18 protein-coding genes and 1 tRNA gene are annotated in these 20,900 nt (G+C 44.6%); 9 read left to right on the top strand and 10 right to left on the bottom strand.

The window, feature by feature from the left end; genetic code table 11:
* The first annotated feature begins 3 nt into the window (after positions 1–3).
* From QUB77_RS23935 to QUB77_RS23920, 4 genes are all read left to right on the top strand, one after another.
* Positions 4–1,113 (top strand): ATP-binding protein, encoded by a 1,110-nt coding sequence (locus tag QUB77_RS23935; protein ID WP_333177828.1) that lies wholly within the window; start codon positions 4–6, stop codon positions 1,111–1,113.
* Positions 1,114–1,294: 181 nt separating this feature from the next.
* Positions 1,295–3,172, top strand: a complete 1,878-nt coding sequence (gene mutL, locus QUB77_RS23930; RefSeq protein WP_333177830.1) for a DNA mismatch repair endonuclease MutL — start codon at positions 1,295–1,297, stop codon at positions 3,170–3,172.
* A 295-nt stretch (positions 3,173–3,467) separates the two neighbouring features.
* Positions 3,468–4,292 (top strand): SirB1 family protein, encoded by an 825-nt coding sequence (locus QUB77_RS23925; RefSeq protein ID WP_333177832.1) that lies wholly within the window; start codon positions 3,468–3,470, stop codon positions 4,290–4,292.
* 322 nt (positions 4,293–4,614) lie between these two features.
* Complete coding sequence (locus tag QUB77_RS23920; protein WP_333177834.1) at positions 4,615–5,301, top strand: alpha/beta hydrolase; 687 nt, start codon at positions 4,615–4,617, stop codon at positions 5,299–5,301.
* A 100-nt stretch (positions 5,302–5,401) separates the two neighbouring features.
* Here the strand turns inward: QUB77_RS23920 and QUB77_RS23915 are convergent, their stop codons facing one another.
* Positions 5,402–5,866, bottom strand: a complete 465-nt coding sequence (locus QUB77_RS23915; protein ID WP_333177836.1) for an SRPBCC family protein — start codon at positions 5,864–5,866, stop codon at positions 5,402–5,404.
* Between the two features lie 147 nt (positions 5,867–6,013).
* On the opposite strand from QUB77_RS23915, the gene QUB77_RS23910 reads away from it, so the two are divergent.
* Both QUB77_RS23910 and QUB77_RS23905 read left to right on the top strand, forming a co-directional pair.
* Positions 6,014–6,988, top strand: a complete 975-nt coding sequence (locus QUB77_RS23910; protein WP_333177839.1) for a transposase — start codon at positions 6,014–6,016, stop codon at positions 6,986–6,988.
* Positions 6,989–7,314: 326 nt separating this feature from the next.
* Positions 7,315–8,991, top strand: a complete 1,677-nt coding sequence (locus QUB77_RS23905) for a mechanosensitive ion channel (RefSeq protein ID WP_333177841.1) — start codon at positions 7,315–7,317, stop codon at positions 8,989–8,991.
* A 241-nt stretch (positions 8,992–9,232) separates the two neighbouring features.
* Here the strand turns inward: QUB77_RS23905 and QUB77_RS23900 are convergent.
* From QUB77_RS23900 to QUB77_RS23885, 4 genes are all read right to left on the bottom strand, one after another.
* Positions 9,233–9,306, bottom strand: a tRNA-Pro gene (locus QUB77_RS23900).
* Positions 9,307–9,343: 37 nt separating this feature from the next.
* On the bottom strand, positions 9,344–9,712 hold the full coding sequence (locus QUB77_RS23895; RefSeq protein ID WP_333177843.1) for a DUF1818 family protein: 369 nt from the start codon (positions 9,710–9,712) through the stop codon (positions 9,344–9,346).
* Between the two features lie 141 nt (positions 9,713–9,853).
* Positions 9,854–10,501 carry a hypothetical protein gene (locus QUB77_RS23890; protein ID WP_333177845.1) on the bottom strand — a complete coding sequence of 216 codons (648 nt, stop codon included), beginning with the start codon at positions 10,499–10,501 and terminating at the stop codon, positions 9,854–9,856.
* A 255-nt stretch (positions 10,502–10,756) separates the two neighbouring features.
* On the bottom strand, positions 10,757–10,987 hold the full coding sequence (locus QUB77_RS23885; protein WP_015175138.1) for a DNA-directed RNA polymerase subunit omega: 231 nt from the start codon (positions 10,985–10,987) through the stop codon (positions 10,757–10,759).
* 80 nt (positions 10,988–11,067) lie between these two features.
* Here QUB77_RS23885 and QUB77_RS23880 point away from each other — a divergent pair, with 80 nt between their 5' ends.
* Both QUB77_RS23880 and QUB77_RS23875 read left to right on the top strand, forming a co-directional pair.
* The gene (locus QUB77_RS23880) at positions 11,068–11,760 is read left to right on the top strand and encodes a GDSL-type esterase/lipase family protein (RefSeq protein ID WP_333177849.1); all 693 of its coding nucleotides are present in this window, start codon (positions 11,068–11,070) and stop codon (positions 11,758–11,760) included.
* A 156-nt stretch (positions 11,761–11,916) separates the two neighbouring features.
* Complete coding sequence (locus QUB77_RS23875) at positions 11,917–13,488, top strand: GmrSD restriction endonuclease domain-containing protein (RefSeq protein WP_333177852.1); 1,572 nt, start codon at positions 11,917–11,919, stop codon at positions 13,486–13,488.
* Positions 13,489–13,631: 143 nt separating this feature from the next.
* Here QUB77_RS23875 and QUB77_RS23870 read toward each other — a convergent pair whose 3' ends face one another.
* Positions 13,632–15,110 carry an amidase gene (locus tag QUB77_RS23870; protein WP_333177853.1) on the bottom strand — a complete coding sequence of 493 codons (1,479 nt, stop codon included), beginning with the start codon at positions 15,108–15,110 and terminating at the stop codon, positions 13,632–13,634.
* A gap of 346 nt (positions 15,111–15,456) precedes the next feature.
* Here QUB77_RS23870 and QUB77_RS23865 point away from each other — a divergent pair, with 346 nt between their 5' ends.
* Positions 15,457–16,710, top strand: a complete 1,254-nt coding sequence (locus QUB77_RS23865) for an S-layer homology domain-containing protein (RefSeq protein WP_333177855.1) — start codon at positions 15,457–15,459, stop codon at positions 16,708–16,710.
* A 150-nt stretch (positions 16,711–16,860) separates the two neighbouring features.
* On the opposite strand, the gene QUB77_RS23860 is transcribed toward QUB77_RS23865, so the two are convergent.
* The 4 genes from QUB77_RS23860 to QUB77_RS23845 form a co-directional block, all read right to left on the bottom strand.
* Positions 16,861–17,370: a pentapeptide repeat-containing protein gene (locus QUB77_RS23860; protein WP_333177857.1), complete on the bottom strand. Its 510-nt coding sequence runs from the start codon at positions 17,368–17,370 to the stop codon at positions 16,861–16,863.
* 99 nt (positions 17,371–17,469) lie between these two features.
* Positions 17,470–18,687, bottom strand: a complete 1,218-nt coding sequence (locus tag QUB77_RS23855) for an LCP family protein (protein WP_333177860.1) — start codon at positions 18,685–18,687, stop codon at positions 17,470–17,472.
* Between the two features lie 146 nt (positions 18,688–18,833).
* A complete protein-coding gene (locus tag QUB77_RS23850; protein WP_190661090.1) occupies positions 18,834–19,181 on the bottom strand; it encodes a DUF6717 family protein in 348 nt (115 codons plus the stop codon).
* A 426-nt stretch (positions 19,182–19,607) separates the two neighbouring features.
* A complete protein-coding gene (locus tag QUB77_RS23845; RefSeq protein ID WP_333177865.1) occupies positions 19,608–20,783 on the bottom strand; it encodes an aminotransferase class V-fold PLP-dependent enzyme in 1,176 nt (391 codons plus the stop codon).
* Positions 20,784–20,900: the final 117 nt, after the last annotated feature.

The following is a 20,900-nucleotide window of genomic DNA, read 5'->3' as shown; positions in this document are numbered from 1 at the left end:
CACATGGATCTGGCATCTCATCGATTTATGTCTTATTTTGAACCAGAGCAGGCTGCTCACCTTTGCCAAATAGCTATTTTGGAGAGTTTTGCTCAGGAAACGCTGGTTTTTGAAGAAGGACAAATAGCGGATTTTTTCTATCTAGTTTTAGAAGGTAAAGTCGAGTTTAGCAAGCGGCTTGAAAACAATAAATATCAAACTGTCGCTGTGGCTAAGCCAGACGATTATTTTGGCGAACTCGGAGTTTTAGACGGAGAGCCACGCAGTGCTAGAGCTGTGGCAGTTGCAGGCTCGACTTTGGCCAAAATAGCCCGTGAAGAACTAATAGCAACTCTCCAGTTTGCTAAAGGCAGTTCGGTACTGCAAATGTTTCGTTTCATTACTAAAAATTTACGCGATACCACGGATCAATATGTTAGCCAGTTGGTACACAAACAAAAAATGGTATTGGTAGGAGAAATGGTGAGCACAATTATTCACGATTTCAAAAGTCCTTTTACCGGAATTAAACTCTCCAGTGAAATGCTCAAAGAAATGCACCCAGATGAGGACACTCAGGAGTGGTGTGAACTTATTCAATTGCAGGTTCATCGAATGTTGGGGATGGCTGAAGAAGTATTAGAATTTTCGCGAGGTAATTCTGTATTAAATAAAAAACCCGTTAATCTAATTCAGACGTTGCAGCAGTTTGAAAAGTTAAACAGAGTTTATTGTGAAGCAGCAAAAGTAGATTTAGCAGTACGGGTGACAGAAGTAATAGTGGAAGCGGATGAAAATAAGATTTTGCGCGTTTTACAAAATTTAGTTGGGAATGCTGTTGAGGCTTTTGGCGGACGAGGGGGGCGGGTAGAGATTGCGGTGACACAAAGTGAAGAGTGGGCCGAAATTAGCATTTACGATAACGGCCCCGGCATTCCACCGACAATTAAGGAAAAGTTATTTGAACCGTTTGTGACTTATGGCAAGCGGACTGGTACTGGGTTGGGAACGGCAATTGTTAAGTCGATCGTTGAGGCTCACAAAGGAAAAATTAGTTATGAGTCAGAGGACGGAAAAGGCACAACTTTTTACATCTGCTTGCCGAAAATCATGGCTTTAGCAGAGGAAAATTAAGTAAGTAGGAAGATATATACTTAAAAGTTGAGCACTAAGCCTCAGAGACTGGTTGATGAATAGATATCTTGTTATAAAACAATATTTTTCTACTAAACCGGGTGGAAGAGCGTAAATCCTAATACTGTGTAGCGATTTGCAGAATCAAGTAGAATTGAATTAACGAACTGCTAAAAATCTGATGCCAGTTACTATTCAAACCTTACCCACAGAAGTTATTAATTTAATTGCCGCCGGCGAAGTCATTGACTCGATCGCCGCTGCGGTACGAGAATTAGTTGAAAATTCTCTGGATGCTGGCGCAACTCGCATCGTTGTTTCTGTCTCGCCGGAACAGTGGCGGGTGCAAGTTGCAGATAATGGTACGGGAATGGATCTGGAAAATTTGCAGCAGGCGGCTTCGCCTCACAGTACGAGCAAAATTACCACTGAAGCTGACCTTTACAAAATTGCTACTTTGGGATTTCGTGGGGAAGCTTTGCACAGTTTAGCTCAGTTGGGCTGTTTGGAGGTTTTGAGCCGATCGAATGATTTGGGATTGGGGGATTTTTCGGAAAATCAAGAATCGGCGCAAACCCCCGCCAAATCATCCTTTAACAAGGGGAGAGTTGAAAATGCTCGATCGGGCTGGCGGGTGGTTTACAACAACGCAGGCGTTGCTGTGGAGGTGGAAACAGCGGCGATCGCTCCGGGTACGGTGGTGACTGTTGATAATTTGTTTGGCAATTGGCCTGTGCGCCGCAGTTTTTTGTCGCCGGCACAGCAAATGCGATCGATCCAATTAACCCTTCAGCAAATTGCTATTTGTCACCCGCACGTTAATTGGCAGTTGCGTCAAGGAAATACGCCTTGTTTGCACGTAACTCCTGGTAGCACAGCGGAACAACTTTTACCTCAATTCGTGCGCGGTGTGCGATCGACTGATTTGCAGTATTTAAAGTTAGATTTGCCTGCGAGTCCTCAAAATCAGAAAGCAGCAAATTTATTGCTAGAAACTCAACTTGTTGGCGCTACAGTTAAACCTAATTACCAATTCCCAGTTGCTACTTCCCAATTCCAACTGCCCAATTCCCAGCGTTTGGAGTTAGTAATTGGTTTGCCCGATCGTTGTCACCGCAGGCGGCCGGATTGGGTGAAAGTAGGGGTAAATCGGCGAGTTGTGCGATCGCCCGAATTAGAGCAAACTATTCTCAGCGCATTTGCCCGCACTTGTCCGCGCGATCGCTATCCCGTGTGTTTTGTTCACCTGCAAATCTCCCCCTCGGAAATCGATTGGAACCGCCACCCGGCTAAAGTGGAAATTTATCTGCACGATCCGAGTTTTTGGCAAGAACAAATTAGTGCGGCAATTGCTCGTGCTTTGCACCTGAATGATGAGGTTTTGCCTGCTGCCCCAATTCCCGATCGAGTGGGACAATTGCTGAAGGCATCGGAACAAAAAAGTGCTTACAGTGTCGGGATTCCGGCTAGGCAGAATGACAACGGCGGCGAAGAGGAAAAAGCTAATAAAATAGGATTGATGGAATTGAGGGCGATCGCTCAAATTCACAATACTTACATTGTTGCGGAACATCCGAGCGGAATGTGGTTGATAGAACAGCACATCGCTCACGAGCGCGTTTTATACGAGCAATTGTGCGCGGATTGGCAGCTAAAATGTCTAGAAAAACCAGTAATTCTCAGTCAATTATCTGCACTACAAATTGAGAATTTATCTCGCTTGGGTTTGGAAGTAGAAAGTTTTGGGGAACAGCTATGGGCTGCCCGCGAAGTTCCTGAATTATTAGCCGATCGAGATGACTGTGCGGATGCGCTTTTTGAACTCAGTAAAGTCGCAGATTTACAAGCAGCTCAAGTTGCGACTGCTTGCCGTAGCGCTATGCGAAACGGTACTCCTTTGAGTCTTTCCCAAATGCAAAATTTGTTGGATGAATGGCAGCAAACTCGCAATCCGCGCACTTGTCCTCACGGCCGCCCTATCTATTTTGCCTTGGAAGAATCGACTCTGGCTCGGATTTTTCGCCGCAGTTGGGTGATTGGTAAAAGTCACGGGATTTAAAAGTTGATTTGACATCCGAGGGCTTTCCCCTCAATCTGGCCAGATTTAAAAAAAATCGTGAAGCTTTATTAAAAATAGTGGCTGATTTAGAGGGAAAAACTTAGAATATATTAAAATTTAAATAATGCACTGTTTTTAATATCTTTGGAGCAACAAGCAAGATGCCTGTTCCACAATAAAAAATGCCTGTATTACCAGAAAAAAGGTTAATTATACAACAAAAAGCTGCAACAGGCAAGATGCCTGTTCATGATATTAGCCCAATAAGTAAATTAAAAATAAATCAATAATAAATATGGATTTTCCGATCGCCCGACAACTCTTTTATCGAGAAATAAACCAGCCTGATGGCTCGATCGACCTGGCGAAAGCAGCGCTTTATATGGCTTTGGAAGAATACCCAAATTTAGAGCCAGAGGAGTATCTCAACGCTCTAGACACGATCGCAGATGAAGTCCGCGATCGTCTGCCGGAACAGAATTATCCGTTGCGGATTATTCAAACTATTAACGCCTATTTATACGGGGAGTTGCAGTTTGCGGGCAATGATGTTGATTATTACGACCCCCGCAATAGCTTTTTGAATGAAGTGATCGATCGGCGTACTGGCATTCCGATATCTTTATCTTTGGTTTATTTGGAGGTTGCTAAGCGCATTGATTTTCCGATGGTGGGAATTGGGATGCCGGGACATTTTTTAATTAGACCGGATTTTGAAGATGCTGGTATTTTTGTTGATGCGTTTAACGGCGGCGAGATATTATTTCCAGAAGATTGTCAAGCCCGACTTTCTCAAATTTACGGTCAACCTATGGAGTTGCAGCCGGCTTTTCTCGCCCCAGTAAGTCGCCGACATTTTTTGGGGCGAATGCTGGGAAATCTGAAGGCAATTTACTTGCAACAGGGAGATGCTGTGAGGGTACTCTTGGCGATCGAACGGATTTTGCTGCTGTTTCCCGATGCGGTGGGTGAACGGCGCGATCGCGGAATTCTGTATTATCAACTGGGACGCTTGGTAGAAGCGCGCCACGATTTGGAATTATACCTGAGAAATGCTCCGAATGCTCCTGATGCTGCTAGAATTCGCCAATTGGTCGATCGGCTCGATCGGGATATGTGAACTTAAATTTGGTATCGATCGCCCAGCACACTATAAGACATAAAAGTGACACTCAATAAACTGCTGCCTGACGACCAAATTTCGCTTTTATCATTTTTGCAAAAATATCTAAAATTGTCAAAAGGTTAACTATAACATATTAATTGCCAATTAACACCTATCTTTTGATAGGTTGAATTTGCTTGACTTGACTGTAGAATCATAGGTCATTTACGGAAATCCCGATTCGACTTTCCCGACTGATACCCGCACTGATACCCGCACTGATACCCGCACAGACGAGCGATCTAAAAAGTATTTTGACGTAAAGAGGCACAAACTCATGAACTTTCAGTTTCAACAAGGTTATCTCAACGGAATTCAACCGCTGTCAGCCCATTTAACCAAAAGAATGTCAAAGTCTTTATCATTGGGTTTGGCGCTTTTGCTGGGAACAAGTGCAGTATTCCTAAGCAGCGGCAAAGCCTTTGCATTAGATAATGTTACCGTAAAATACGGTGCTGTTGACGTAACATTACCGATGAGCGACTTACAAAACTTTGCACAAACCGGCCAAGCATCATCTCAACTGCAAAGCGTTCTGAGTCTTGCGAAACAAACTCCCGAGTCGGTGCGCGAAATATTAACGCGAGAAGTGCCTTTAGATTCCCAATTAATAGCGCGGCTGGCAACTACTTATTTTGGGGAAATTGTTTTCAAACAATTGGGCGAGGTTGCTTATGCGCCGACTGCTCGGCTGCAAAGCGTGCCCGCACTGCGCGATGCTTTAGTCGCCGCTTCTAAAGATGGCAAAATATCGCTGATTGAAGTGATGCAAAATTACAGCCCTGCTGCCTTAGAAGTTGACGGCAATCAAGCGATGGTTATCTACGAGCGAGTGATTAAAGATGTGCAAGATTTGCAAGCTTTGTATCAGAATTCCCCGGCTTTGCAAAATACGGCAAACCAAGCAGTGAATTCGGCGAGAGAAATGATTTGTCAGCCGACTCCATCGGGAAGTGCGAAGTAGATAACTGAAGTTACAAGGAATTGGTAATTGGGAAAAGGTGCTTTTTTCCTATTAAGTAGGAGTTTTTAACTATTAGCAACTACCAATTACCAATTCCCCATTATACTTTACCCATTTTTTGAGATAGTTGCTCGGCTACCCGCTTAAGCCGCCGCAGTTGGTCTTTCATATCTTTCTCCGTCCAAGGGGCTGCAAAGCGATTGAAACCAAATCTAATTAAAGGATTGGGAATTTGAAATTCAAAGCGGTTAATCAAGAGAGTTCCTTGGATTTGCGGCTGGCATTCCCAACGATCGCATCCTTTGAAAAATCCGTCAAACCCCCACACAATTAAACCGGGTTGTCGCTCCAACACAACACTCTCTAAAGTGGGTTGCAAGACGGGAATTTTTATGATAAATAAGCTGCGACTTCCTACAGCCGTATCCCATTCGCCCTGGGGATCGCAGCATAGCAGGGGATTGAGCCACTTGTGCATTAAAGTGCGATCGACTATACACTGCTCCACCAGAGTAGCAGCAGCGCGAATTTCAATGGATTGCTCGAAAACTTGACGAATTGACATGAGAACCTGCAACAACGACGGTATTACAAAACTTTGCTTACTTTATAGTCATTTATTTACTTGTACCGTCAATTTTTCCAGAAAATAAAAGATTGACACACTCATAAATACAGTGTATCATCTTGAATTAAAGTATATATACCAGTTATGCAGCTAGTCGAAAGGCACGTCTTTAAACCAAATCATAGGTTTTATCGAGAAGCCGATCGACTTTCTTGGCAGTGCAAAAATCTTTACAATAGCGCTAACTACATCTACCGTCAAAACTTTTTCGCCAGCCAAGAAACAAACGCTCTGGCTGTTGATCGCGCGCTTAAAACAAATATTGATTACAAAGCACTGCCCGCAAAAGTAGCACAAAGCACGCTCAGCTTAGTCCTCAAAGCATGGACTAGCTATTATCTGTGGGTGCGAAACCATCAGAAAGACCCAACTAAATTTCAAGCAGCATTGAAAATCCCTCATTATCAAGGTTCAAGAGAGCGAAAAAGAGAGGATGGGCGCTATGTAGTTGTATTTAATTGTCAAGCTGTCAGCAAAAAAGCCTTAAAAAAAGGATATGCTCGTCCCTGTGGGACTAATATTTGGTTGCCTTCAAGAGTCACCTCGATTCTGGAAATCCGGATTGTTCCCAAAGTATGTTGTTATGGGGTCAAGGTGCTCTATGAAAAGTTAGAACAGCCTTTACAAGTTAATCAGAGAGTAGCTGCCATAGATTTAGGATTAAACAATCTGGCAACATTAACCTACAATGTTCCTGAGTTAGTACCGACAATCTACGACGGAGGGGCTGTTAAGTCAACAAAGCAATACTGCAATCAAGTTTCATCGGCATTGAAATCATTGCTGCCCGCAGCGCAAAAAAACAGTGAAAAACTTGCCAAATTGTGGCACAAGCGTAACTGTAAAGTGGATTACTACCTCCACACGCCGAGTTCCGCAATTACTAAAGAACTCGTCAATAATCAAATGGGCTTACTGGTTATAGGCTGGAACCAGGATTTTAAAGATGGGATTAATACGGGTTTGATTAAAAATCAAACTTTTGCTTGTATTCCCCATAGCCGATTTGGGCAAATATTGCAGTACAAAGGACAACCTGCGGGATTCAAGTTGTGTTAGTTGAGGAGAGTTAGACCTCCAAATGTTCAGCTTTGGATGTGGAACCAATTCAACAACATTCCGACTACATTGGCAGTAGGGTAAAAAAATGATTGTTCAGAACCAAAACTGGACGATTCATAAATGCCGATGTCAACGGTTCTTTGAATATTCGCCCAAAAGCAGTCGGATATGGGTTGATCCCAAATTCGATAGAGGGTTTTGTAGTTAACCCAGTACGATTAAAAGTGTACAAACATTAAATTTAGGCGATGTCTAGATTTTTTGGAACTATTATTAAAGTTTCGTCTTCTCCTTGTCAAATCTGACGTTAACCTGAGAAAAAAATGAATGAAACTTGGCAAGAAATAACTCAACCGATATCGGGCCCCATAGCGGCGTTGTCCGATCGCATTTTGGCACAGGCCCAGCCCGGGAATGCCCTGACAGATGCAGAACGCGGAATTAACAATTTCCTTCAGGGCTCAAACATTGAAAATCTCCTCTGGGCCGTCGGTATCCTGCTCATTGGCTTGATAGTATCAGCCCTCGTCTCATCTGTAGTGGGCGGATTGCTCAAGAAGACTACGCTCGACAATCGGCTGGCTGCTTGGATTACAGGCCGCCCAGAAGGAGCTGGAGCCCCGCACGTGGAAAAATGGATTTCCGCAGCGGTGTTCTGGATCATTTTTGTCTTTTTCCTAATTGCCTTTTTCAACCGGCTGAATCTAACGGCTGTCTCGCAACCCCTCAATACTTTTCTCAATCAAATTACCGGTTTCTTGCCGAAGTTAGCCGGCGCGCTAATTTGGTTGGGGATTGCTTGGGTGTTGGCAACTGTAGCCAAAATGGCCGTATCGCGGGCGATGCGGGCTTTTAGCGTGGACGAGCGCTTGAATCAAGAGGTGGGAACTGCGCCCAGTGAGCGCCCTTTGCTGCTGAGCGATACTCTGGCGAATGCGCTGTACTGGTTCATTTTTCTGCTGTTTTTGCCGCTGATTCTCGACTCACTGGAAATGCAGCAGGCTCTGCTGCCGGTTAATAATTTACTCAACCAAATTCTGGCGGCAATTCCGAAAATTCTGGAAGCTGTGGTGATTGGGTTTGTGGGCTGGCTGCTGGCTATGGTGGTGCGGCGGATTGTCACGAATCTGTTGGCTGCTGCTGGGGCGGACAGTTTGGGCGCTCGGTTTGGAATTTCGCGGACTTCGGGCGGACAATCGCTGTCGTGGATTGTCGGGACTATCGTCTATGTTTTGATTTTGATTCCAACAGCGATAGCAGCTCTGAACGCTTTGGACATTCAGGCGATTTCGCAGCCGGCAATCGCGATGCTCAACACGATTCTGGGCGCGCTTCCCAACATTTTTACAGCAGCCCTAATTCTGGCGGTTGCTTATATGTTGGGGCGCTGGATCAGCGATTTGGTCACTAATATCCTGACGGGAATTGGCTTTAACAATGTCTTTTCTTGGTTGGGAGTGCAGCAGCCGAAACAGCGGCTGCGGCTACCGCCGAGTTCGATCGATCCTGACGCAACGATTCTTCAGGAACCGGAACTTCCGGCCCGCACGCCTTCGGAATTTGTCGGCATTGTGGTGCAGGTGGGCATCATGCTGTTTGCTGTGGTGGCGGCTACCGATGTGCTGCGGATTCCAGCACTGACGGCGATTGTTAGCGGTATTGTCCTGGTTGCAGGTCGGGTGCTAGCCGGTTTGGTGGTATTTGCGATCGGCTTGTATTTGGCGAATCTGGCGTTTAGTTTGATTGCCAGTTCTGGAACTCGCCAAGCGCGGCTTTTAGGCCAAACGGCTCGGATCGCGATTATTGCCTTTGTTTCGGCCTTGGCGCTGCAACAGATGGGCATTGGCAGCGATATTGTGAATTTGGCTTTCGGGCTGCTACTTGGGGCGATCGCAGTTGGCATTGCTCTAGCTTTTGGTTTGGGCGGGCGCGAGATTGCGGCCGACCAAATTCGCGAATGGTTAGCGTCGTTTAAACAAGATAAGACGCCGCGTTTGTAATTCTATAAAAAGGCGTTTGTCAAATACAAACGCCTTTTTTTTATGATTAATTTTATTGTGAGGGTCGCGAAGCAATCGCAAAGCCTTTGAATTTGATTTGAATTTGAGGATACAGCTATAGACTGTTCGGAAGCAGAGATTGATTCTTATTTCTGGGCCGATGCCCTAATTGAGAATGTTAAGAGCTGCGTCGCCGGCCCTAAAACAACAAAACCTTCTCATAGAGAAGGTTTTATCACAATCGGAGCGGCGGGATTTGAACCCACGACCCCTACTACCCCAAAGTAGTGCGCTACCAAGCTGCGCTACGCCCCGACAGCTTTAATAGCTTAGCATAGAATTCCCGAAAAAGTCAAAAAACTTTTAAAACTTTTGCGGCCTGCACCAAAGTTGGAACCGCCGCCGCCGGCCAAAAACCCTCGCACCTTCGGCCAGCATTCAAGATCAATTGCACGCTGTAAGCTTCGGGATAGCCTTCCACCTGCACCCACAGCAAGTCGCTTTCGGCTTCAATGGCGATTTTTTCCTCGTCCATTAACTCAGAGGCCATGTGACTCATTGTGCCGGCTAATTGCCCCAACAATCGGCAAAAATCGTTTAACTCAGCCTCCGTGAGTTCGATCGCCCAACCGTCGCCCGCCACCAAACCCTTAAACTCTTCCGCCTCCGGGTTCCATCCCAAACGCCATCCGCTACCAGTCTTAATTACACGTTCCACCATTAAGAGATTTTAGATTTTAGATTTTGGATTTTAGATTAGTAGGACTTACTCATAAATACGAAAGAAAACGGGTTTTTTACCTGTGTTAAAGGCTCAACAGCAATGTTTCCGTAAAAAACCCGGTTTCTGCATTCCTGAGTATTAAGGTGCCAGCAACTTCGCATCTCCCGGCTGCGGCTGCGGTATTTCCGGCGAATTCGATCGCCCTTGTGGTTTTTCCCCCGCCGCCGGTGTGGGCCCACGCCCGGAATTGTCCGTAAAAACATCAACCAAAGCTTGAACTAAAGCATCCCGCTGTGCTCTATTTAACCTTTGAATAGCCGCACGATCCTGTTCCATTGGATTTGAGCGCAAAACGTCTTTTCCCGGATACACGCTTTCCACCAAATAGTCGGGAGTTGCCCCCAAATAGTCAGCTAAACTCAACTTCCAATCAAAGCGGTAATTAGGCGGCCGTCCTTTGACAAATACGTGATATCGAATCAACCGCCCGACTAAAGTATTGGTAGGATCGACTTTTCCTGTTTCCTTAGAAATGTAGTTATTCTCGATCGGGAAATCAGGCAATTTTTCGTACACCAATTTCCACGCATCTTGCACCCTCACTTGCGGTGACGCAGATTGTTGAGCCACCCGCTGCACTGAGGCAGACTCAGAACTCCGCAGCAGCGAAGGTTCCAAAGCCGACATACTCAGTTCCCCGGATTCCAATACCCAACTCAAAAGCGTGAAAATCGCTACACTCAAAGTAACCAACAGAAAACTTAAGCCCTGCTTTAATCTATTCACGGTTTTGACAAAAATTAGAAAAATAGAATAATTTCATACACTTAGCGGCCAGGAGATGTCCTAGTTGTTTATAATTTTAGGATTTACGCTCATCAACCCGGTTTATTAGAAAAATCAGAGGTTTTTTAACAAGGTAACTAGGAATAAACCGGGTTTCTCGTCCCGCGCGCCCAAGTCTAGTTTGAAAAAGTTGTGAGTTTTGAGTTGACAAAAATTGCTGGCAATTCACCACTCAAAACCCAAAACTCCCGAAGTCTAGATATCTCCGATAATTTCCGGCTGAGTCAGTTCATCGGACATTTCAAATATCGCCCGCATTACAGGTTTCATTTGATGGTCGTCCATATTGTCAAAATCTTCATAGCGACGGCGTTTTGCGCGGTTCGCCACCTGCACCGTAATCCGATAGCGGTTGGATGCACCGTTAATCAACTCTTCCGCGCGACGGGTTAGCTGAGTTGAATCGAAAGTTGGACGCTTAACCATGAGACTACCTACTTTATGTAATGTTACATTCTAGTCTAGTATGTCAAGATTAATAATTTATTAACTGAGTATCATTGCTTATGCAGGTAGCAACAGCCTATTCCTTTGGTCACTTGCATCGGGGAAATTCTCATCCCCTCAAATTGGTTGCTTTCGGTGACAGCTTAATCTACGGTTTCGGCGACGGTGTAGGCGGTGGCTGGGTGGAAAGATTGCGGCGCCAGTGGATGTTACCGGAGAGTGCAGGACACGTTTTATACAATTTGGGCGTTCGGGGCGATCGCACCTATCAAGTCTCCCAGCGGCTCGAAAACGAGTTTCGGCACCGTGGCGAGCTCAGAAACCGCGTCCCGGATGCGATTATTCTTTCCGTAGGTCTCAACGATTCGGCGAGAGTGCAGTCGCCTACCGGGCGCAGCTACACTGATTTTGAACATTTTAAAACTGTTTTGGATAATTTGTTAAACCTGTCCCAACAACTTTGTCCGGTGATATTTGTCGGGATGGTGCCGGTGGATGAAAGTAAAATGCCTTTTCAAGATTGTTTGTATTACAGTCATGCTGACCAATATCGGTATAAAGAAGCAACGAAATTAGCTTGTCATTTGCGGGGAATTCCCTATTTAGATATTTTTGATAAATGGCTCGATCGGGGTAGTGATTGGTGGCGATCGCGCCTGATTGCAGACGGGCTACATCCCAATGCAGCGGGGTATCAATCTTTATTTGAAGATGCAACGAGTTGGGAGCCGCTCGCCTCTATTAGTCATTAGTCAGTAGTCATTAGTCATCAGGGCTAACTTTCGCGGCATTCACAATGGGCGCTTAGCCTCTAGATTGAGCGAAATAGATTTGACTTGCAACGCTCAAACGGAACACGATCAAGCGAAAACTCAAGAAACACTAAAAAGTAACACTCGGTACTTAAAATGGCAAAATTATCCAAAAATTCCCCAGTTAGTCTAGATGCACTTATTCCCAGAGACGCATTTGAAATTAAAGATCAGCCCGAACGCAATATGGGAAGAAGTATCCTCACTATAGGTATTCGCGATCTAGAACAAAGTTCTTTCTTCTATCCGTTTTTGCGAAAACCGGATTTTCAAAGAGAAACTAATGAATGGGATGCAGCAAAAATATGCGAGTTTATTGAAAGTTTTTTAGATGGAGATTTAATCCCCGCAGTTATTCTTTGGCGAGGTAGTAGCCACTATTTTGTCGTTGATGGTTCTCATCGACTGAGTTCGTTACTTGCTTGGATTAATGATGATTATGGCGATGGTAAGATTTCTAAACAATTTTATGACGGCAACATCACTGACGAACAGAAAGAGGCAGCCAAAGAAACTCGCAAACTAATTAAAGAGAAAATAGGAGCTTACAAAGATTATCAATCATTGACTTCACAACCAGGTCAACTTAATCCTAAAATGCTGGAAAGAGCTAGGAACTTAGGGGCCTCAGCGATTTCACTTCAATGGGTTGAAGGTGATGCTATGAAAGCGGAGGAATCTTTTTTCAAAATCAACCAGAAAGCAGCCCCGATTAGTGAGACCGAGATGAGGTTGCTACTAGCACGTAAAACACCTAATGGTGTGGCGGCGCGTGCGATCGTGAGAAGTGGTAATGGTCATAAATATTGGTCGGAGTTCTCTGAACAAAAACAGGATGAGATTGAAACAGTAGCGCAAGAAATACACGAACTTATATTTCAGCCCAAACTTTCAAATCCCATTAAAACATTAGATGTACCAATTGTGGGGAATCTTTCATCTTCGGATAAGCTGGAATTGATTTTAGAATTTATAAATATTGTCAATAACATATCAACCGATAATCAGTTGGGAGAAGATTCAACAGGCGATAAAACTATTGAGCTACTAAAGCAGTGCAAAAAAGTGGCTCAAAGAATCAATAGCAAGGATCCTTCATCTCTGGGTTTACATCCACTGGTATACTTTTATACTCAACAAGGAAAGCCAAAAATTGGTTCCTTTTATGGGGTGGTCAGTTTAATTTTACATTTACAACAGACTAAATCATGGTCTAAATTGATAAAGGTAAGAAAAGACTTTGAATGGGTAATTTGGAATTATGATATGGTTCCACAACTTGTTGCCAAGAAGAGTGACGCATTACAAGCTAGAGATCTAGTGAGAGACTTCTACTTAGAAGTCATTAATAAGTTGTCAGGAGGTATAGATAAAAAGAATGTTATCACAGAAATAAGATCCGGCGATAAAAGATTTGCGACTCTGAAAATTCCAAAGAAAGCCGACAGTGGTGAAATTCAGAGTAAAGAATTTTCTAGAGAAACCAAAGCATCTGCGTTTATCAGAGAGGCTCTACCAGGCTGGCCAGTTTGTAAAATTTGTGGAGGGTATCTGCCTAGCAGATTTAACAGTATCGACCATATTACAAGAAAAGCTGATGGGGGTTTAGGAACTTTAAAAAACGCACAATTAACTCACCCATACTGCAATACTACCTATAAAAATTGAAAAAAATTGTATTCGAGTTAATATTGACACACCACCCAAGAAGCGTGCGTCATCATCTGATTTTCTGTATCCGCTGCTCTCAAACCTGACGCACCCTACCACTAATTGTATTCTTCACCATCAAGTAAAACTTTATAAAATGCTCAATAACCAGGTGGGTGTTGCAAGCTACCAACCACTTTGTCGATCGCTTCTGCGATCGCCAACAACTCCATTTCGCACCACCGCTTACCAACAATTTGCATTCCAATCGGTAAACCATTTTGAGTTTGTCCAATTGGAATTACCACCGCAGGGTGTCCGCTAAGATTAGAAGGCATGGTGTAAGCCCCGTTTGCCACTGAATGAGGATAGGATCTACCATTAACCTCAACGGCACTCCAAGCGGGACGGTGAGTAAACGCAGCGGTTGCTGCAACTGGACAAAGCCATACATCCCACGGTTCTAATGCCTCATCTATCTGGGCAGTGAAGCGATCGCGCTGTGTGAGTGCGTCGAAATATCCTTTCAAACTTGGATTCAATATCTCAGGTAGGAACCTGCTGAAATCTCCCAATTTTCGGAGTTCCTTGTCGCCTTGGGTTGCGGTGCGGAAGATTAACTCTAAACTACGACGCACGTTATATCTATCCTGCGGTTGAGCGTAGATAGTAAGGTACATTGACATCCGCCCGTAGAGATTTAATATTTTGGAAAGGTCAAAGTCTTTGGGAAGCCAGCGTTCGGTTTGGACACCTGCGTCAGAGAGTGTCTGCACGATCGACTCCATAGCTGCTCGAATTTCAGAAGCAACGGGAACTTCAGCCCATTCAGCGCTCCAAGCGATTTTGAGATGCTGCAAAGACTTGCCAGAGGGTCGATCGAGCGGAATCGGCGGGACATCAGGGCGTCGCCGATCCGCGCCTGCAATTAACGAAAAACACAGCCGGATATCTTCGAGCGATCGGGCAAAACACCCCACTGTCATCATTTGCCGAATAGACAGTGGCATTCCCGGCACTTCAGGAATCTGCCCTGCTGTAGAAATACGGCGATCTGTCGGCTTTAAACCATATATGCCGCAGAAATGAGCGGGTTGACGCACCGAACCCCCGAAATCGTTGCCCAAATCCAACGGTGAAAGTCCGGCCGCGACAGCAGCGGCACTGCCTCCAGAACTGCCACCAGGTGTGTAGTCAAGATGCCAAGGATTATTCACCCGTGGAAACAGAGAATTTGTGCTCTGATAATCTGCAGCCAGTTCCGCCATGTTGGTTTTTCCCATGATGACAGCACCTGCTGCCCGCAATCTCGCAACAGCAGTTGCATCCTGTTGAGGCACATAATCTTTGAGGGGAATATAGCCTGCTGTGGTGCGGAGTCCGGCTGTTTCAAAAATGTCTTTAATCGTGATGGGAACCCCATGCAAAGCACCCCAGTTTTCTCCTCTGGCTAGGGCTTCATCGGCAAGTTTTGCTCTAGTACGAGCATTGTCTTCATCCAGGGTACAAATGGCGTTTAATTGCGAGTTGTGCTTGGCGATTTGAGTAAGGTAAGCGTCGAGAACTTCGACGGCAGAGACTTGGCGATCGCGAATCATTCGCGCTAGCTGATGGGCTGAGGCAAACGTCAGGCTACTCATAAGCAACAAACAGGTATTTCTCGATCGAGTCAATTATATTCGCTTTTAGTTAATATAGTTAACTAATATCAAACGGCTTTGTTCCTAAATCCTGTTAATTGCAGAGAGAAGGCAGATAAAGGAGATAAGGAACATAAGGATTTTAAGGATTTTAAGCATTTTAAAATCGCATCCTAACAATAAAAACATTTATTTTAAACGACCGTATCTTCCCTCCACTAAAAATAAAAGCAGTCAATAATGATTACATAACTGAGGGAAAGACTAAGTTGTGCAGTAATAAATCTGCCTCTCAAAAGCTTACTTGTTCTCAATAAAAAACTTGTAGAAATTGGAGAATCAAAAAATGTCTGTATTACATCGCATAAAATCCGGTACATCTGTTTTATTAACACTGGGAACAGTTGCCGGAACCGCAGCGCCGATGCTAGCTCCCGCGCCTTCTTTTGCTCAAACAGCTTTTTCGGATGTTAATAATAACTACTGGGCAAAAGACTTTATTCAAGATTTGTCAGAAAGAGGAATTATCAAAGGATTTCCTGATGGCAGTTTTCGGCCGGATGCACCGGTAACACGGGCTGAATTCGCGGCAATGATCCGTTCTGTCAAAAAGGCAAAAACCCGCGCTGCTGTAAGATTTGCCGATGTTCCGTCTAATTTTTGGGCAAGCGGGGCGATCGCCGAAGCTTACGAAATGGGATGGATGTCTGGCTATCCCGGCAATGTTTTCAGGCCGACACAGCAGATTCCTCGCGTTCAAGTTGTAGTCGCTTTAAATAACGGAATGGGCTATGAGCCTACGTGCGATTTTCAAGATGTTCTCAGTTACTATAATGATGCGGGTGAGATTCAAAGTTATGCTGTCAAAAGCGTTGCTGCTGCTACTGAAAAACAGTTGGTTGTCAGCTATCCCAATCCTAAATCTCTCAAACCGAACAAGTCAGCAACGCGAGCTGAAGTAGCTGCTTTTATCTATCAAACATTAGTGAGTACCAATCAAGCAAGAGCAATTAATTCTCCTTACATTGCTAAGATTAATGTTAGCGAGTCTGTTGCTGTGAAAATTCCCAGTGGGGTGACTATCCCCATCGAGTACACAAAAGGCAAGATTTTGCTCGGCCCCAATGACAAGTCTCCGATTACGCTGACTGTAGCTTCGGATATCGCGGGCGATAATGGCCAAGTGCTGATACCCGAAGGCTCGAAAATTAGCGGCGAATTGCGATCGACTGCTTCGGGCGTTCAGTTTGTGGCTCAAGAATTAAGTATCATCAACGGCAGCAGAGTGCCTCTCAATGCCACTTCGCAAGTGATTACTAGGAAAGAAACTGTTACCAAGGGTGTTAATGTTGGTAATCTGGTTAAGAATACGGCGTTGGGTGCTGCTGCTGCTGCTGCGATCGCAGGTGTTACGGGCGATCGGGCGATCGCGACTGAAGAGGTGCTCGGCGGTGCGGGAATCGGGACTTTGATCGGGGTGTTTTTGGGTAGAGATAAAGTCGATTTGTATGCTGTTAATCCTGACACCGATTTAGATTTGCTTTTGAATTCCGATTTGGTAGTTGGTACTGCCAGCACAGGCATTTGTAGCGCTCGATAGAGGCGATACAGCAGAAGGAAGAAGGAAGAACAGAACTTACGCAAAACCTCTATTTGTAGGGTGCGCACTGCGCACCTTACGACTATCAATGTAACCGCTATAAGTAGCGCGTAAAACCACTTTTTGCATCATTCCTGTAAGTATAAATTTCTACGGACATCCCAAACTTTCGCGGGTAGAAACTCCCGTCACGGGATTGACACCATCTGCTTTCTCGCACAGGATACTCACTTGATAAGCGTCGATAATCGCGTCAGTAAAATCAGCGCCGGAAATTGCAGCATCAAAAAAGCGAGTTCGAGTCATAATTGCCTCGGTAAAATTAGCATTCGTCAAATTAGCGCCGTCGAATGTAACTCTATCTGCCAAAGCACCGGAGAGGTTGGCACCTGACAAGTTGGCATCCAGCAAAACTCCCTTAGTCAAAATCGCATTAGTTAAATCAGCGCCTTGAAAATTTGTTCCCCGCATTTCGGCTGCGACAAATGTTCCCCCCGCTAAATCCGAGTTGGAAAAATCGCGATCGGACAAATTAATATTTGTGTAATTAATACTTGTTTTCGGCAAGGCAAATGCCGGAGTGGCACTCAGCAGCACCCACCCAAAAGCCAACACTAAACTTAAAACCAGGCTCAGGAAGATTCGGAAGACTCTTTTCATGATGATGGGAATGGGGAATTGGGCATAGTTGGCTGTTGACTGTTGACTGTTGACTGTTGACTGCTGACTGTTGACTGCTGACTAATGACTAATGACTAATTAAAATCGCTTTACCCAATCTTCGCCAACGCGAAGTGTCAAGTCAGAATTGATTTCACCGGTAGAAGATGCTTCAATTTTACCGCCGCCTAACTCTTTTTGCAGTAGATTCGCTGCCTCTAAATCGCCTTGCTGAACAATAATTTGACTTTGACGCTCCTTCTGGGGCGAATCCTGCACTACAGATACATTAAAAAAGCCCTTTTTTGTGAGAAATTCACCAACGTTTTTTGCGGTTGTCGGTTTGCTAGAAGCGTTTTGGACAGCTATTTTGAGGTTTTTGGGCAAAACAGACTCGGTTGGGTTGCGAAATCGTCCTTGGGCAAGATCCGGCACGCCCGGGTTTAAATATTGTGTCATAATGCGATCGAGCCCGATCGCATCTACAATCCAATAACTCCTCAAATCTCCTTGCTCAGAACTAGAACTTCCAGGCAACATTACCATTTTAAAATTCTCTCGCTCCAATTGCAAACCGAAATTTGCCAGCGTCAATATTTCCTCATAATTTAGGTTTGTATCCACATATTTTTGCATCAACCGCACAATTTGTGGCAAGCGCACCAATACTGATGCACTTGTGAGACGGTTCCGAATAGCTTGAATTAAAGATTGCTGCCGCTGAATGCGACCAATATCTCCTAAACCATCGTTGCGAAATCGAGCAAATTGTTCTGCTTGTTCTCCGTTGAGAGTTTGCCATCCCTTGGCTAAGTTTATTTTTAACTTTTGGGCGCTATCTGTATACGACATGGCGCGAGGTACAAATACCTCAATTCCGCCCACTAAATCGACTAATTCCCGAAACGCATTGCTGCTGACTCGCACGTATCGTTCTATTTTCGTATTGTTCAGCATACTGCTAACCAATCGCGTCGCTAAAGCTGCTCCTCCTCTAGCATTGGCTTCGCTAATTTTGCTGAATGGAATTCCGGGAACTTCGACTTTAGTATCTCGCGGGACTGAAAGCAAACTAATAGATTTATCTCTAGGATCGAGGTGCAATAAGAGTATTGTATCGCTGCGACCGTTAAACATCTTAGGGCCATTGGCTGCTGCTTCTGGCACGCGGTCAATTCCCAATATCAAGATATTAACTGGCCGCGATAGGCGGTATCCAGAGCGGTTGGAGGATAGATAGTCAAAGCCAGTAGCCTCTAATACTTTATTGATAATTGGCGGTTCCACGGGAGCTAACAGAGCAGTAATTGCCCCCATTGTGGCGGAAATTGCCGCTGTGAAAACTAGGAAAAATAGCCCCACGATATACACAAAGAATTTAGGCTTTTTTCGAGATGTTTTATCGACTGGTTGAACAAAGTTTCTTTTAAAAATTGACAAATTTTTCATTGACTTGCTGTTAATTATTGCAGTTTTTCAGCTTTGCAGTAAAACTTGGGCGGTGCTTCTGGAAAGTATTTGAGCAAAGCCGGACACAGCCAGCCTTCGAGATTTTTCGATTCCCACCGATACCAGTTACCGCCGTATTCTGCTTTCAACCACAGCATTTCTGCTTGATATCCGGGAAATGGGTTGGCTGAAAATAAAAGTCGGAAACCTTGAGCGGCATTGGGAATGTCTGCGACAAGCGCGTTAATCATTTCGGGCACGCCCTGAACAAATGGTTCTCGGACAAGTCCGACTCGCTCGTCGTCAAAAACCCAAGTGTACTGTTCGCGATAGGGGTAAATTACCATCATGGCATTGGACATGGTATTCGCCTCTTTTCATTTCCTTTTTTTTGTCTGCAAAAATGCAAGTGTGGATACATTATATTCTGTGGCGCGGAAGTTGTGCGCTATCCGCTTTGACAACCCTGTTTTAACTTAGAATTTTTCGCGGGTTATTTACAATTTTTATTGGTTTGGGCGGATGGGCGAATTTTAGGGCTATAGGGCTTTAGATCTATTTTTGTGTTTTTTTATCTTAGGCAAAAACTATCCCAATTATGCAAAGAATAAAGGTGATTTATCCCAGGATTTCTACTCTTATGAGCTCTGTTTTTATAACCTTTACTACGTTTATAGTAAGGACAAATAGTCTGTATTCATCCCAACTATGAGAACCTATCCCCAACTACAAACCTATAACTGTTTGTAGCTGGGTGTGTGTGATGTTTGTTTTCGGGAAGATTCAGCTCAAATTTTCGTCAGCTCAACCAGCGCCTTAGCTAAATATTGATACTGTGGCAAAGTATTGTACAACTGAGCCGAAATCCTCACCAACTGCTTACTAGCATCCGGCCAAGGAATCACCGGAACTTCAATTTTAAAAATCTCCCATAGCGCCTCTTGCAAAGGTGGAATTCCTCCCTTTGCAACTACATCAGACTGGGAGTCTGCCAGTGGTACAACAGCCATTGAACCAACCATTTCATCAGGACAAGGCAGTGGCAAACCTAATTTGTCCGCCAATATTTTTCTCCCCGCCAATGCTAAAGCATGATTTTTTGCCCTCAATTCCGGCCAGCCGCCGCTCAACAAAGAACCCATAAAATCAATAGCTACAGGCACGCACAAATAGGGACTGGGATCGACAGTTCCCATCCAATCAAATTCTAATTGAAAGCGCGATTTATCAGCGCGGGGCGAGTTAGCACCGTGACTGATAGTAGTTGGGCGAATGGCATTTTGCTTGTCGCGTCGCACGTATAAAAAGCCCGCCCCTTTCGGCGCGCACAGCCATTTGTGGCAATTTCCAGTATAGTAAGCCGCGCCAATTTCATCTAAATTCAGTGCTACCATTCCCGGCGCGTGAGCTCCGTCTACTAATACATCGACGCCACGGTTAGCTAACTCGCCGACTAACTGTTTGATGGGAAATATTAAGCCTGTTTGGCTGACAACGTGGTCTAATAAGGCTAACTTTGTTTGCGGTGAAATGCACTTAATTATTGCTTCAATAATTTGGTCGGGTGACTCAATTGGAAAGGGGACTTCTGCTACTATTACTTTAGCGCCTGTACGCTCGGCTACAAAATTAAGTGTGTTGCGACAAGCGTTGTATTCCTGATTTGTAGTTAGCAATTCGTCGCCCGGAGCAAAAGAGAGCGATCGCAAAACTGCATTTACTCCCGTCGTCGCATTCGGCACAAACGCCAAGTCATCCTCAGCCGCACCGATAAATGCGGCTAACTGATTTCTTGCATTATCCAACAAGGGTTCAAATTCCCGCAGTAAAAAGCGCAATGGTTCTCTTTCCAGTTGTTCTCGAAAAATGGTTTGCGCTTCCAGTACGGGAATCGGACAAGCCCCAAAAGAGCCGTGATTGAGAAAAGTTATATCGCGATCGAGCAACCAATATTGGTTAATCATTAGTAATTAGTAATTAATCATTAGTCAACAGTCAACAGCCAACAGTCATTAGTCATTAGTCATTAGTCAGTCAACTGTCAACCGTTATACCAATTTAATGTGAAGTTGCACATAACT

The organism is Microcoleus sp. AT9b-C3, assembly GCF_036705485.1.
Classification (GTDB): Bacteria; Cyanobacteriota; Cyanobacteriia; order Cyanobacteriales; family Microcoleaceae; genus Microcoleus.
The sequence above is the reverse complement of the archived record's forward strand: the minus strand, read 5'-3'. Positions and strand labels throughout refer to the sequence as shown.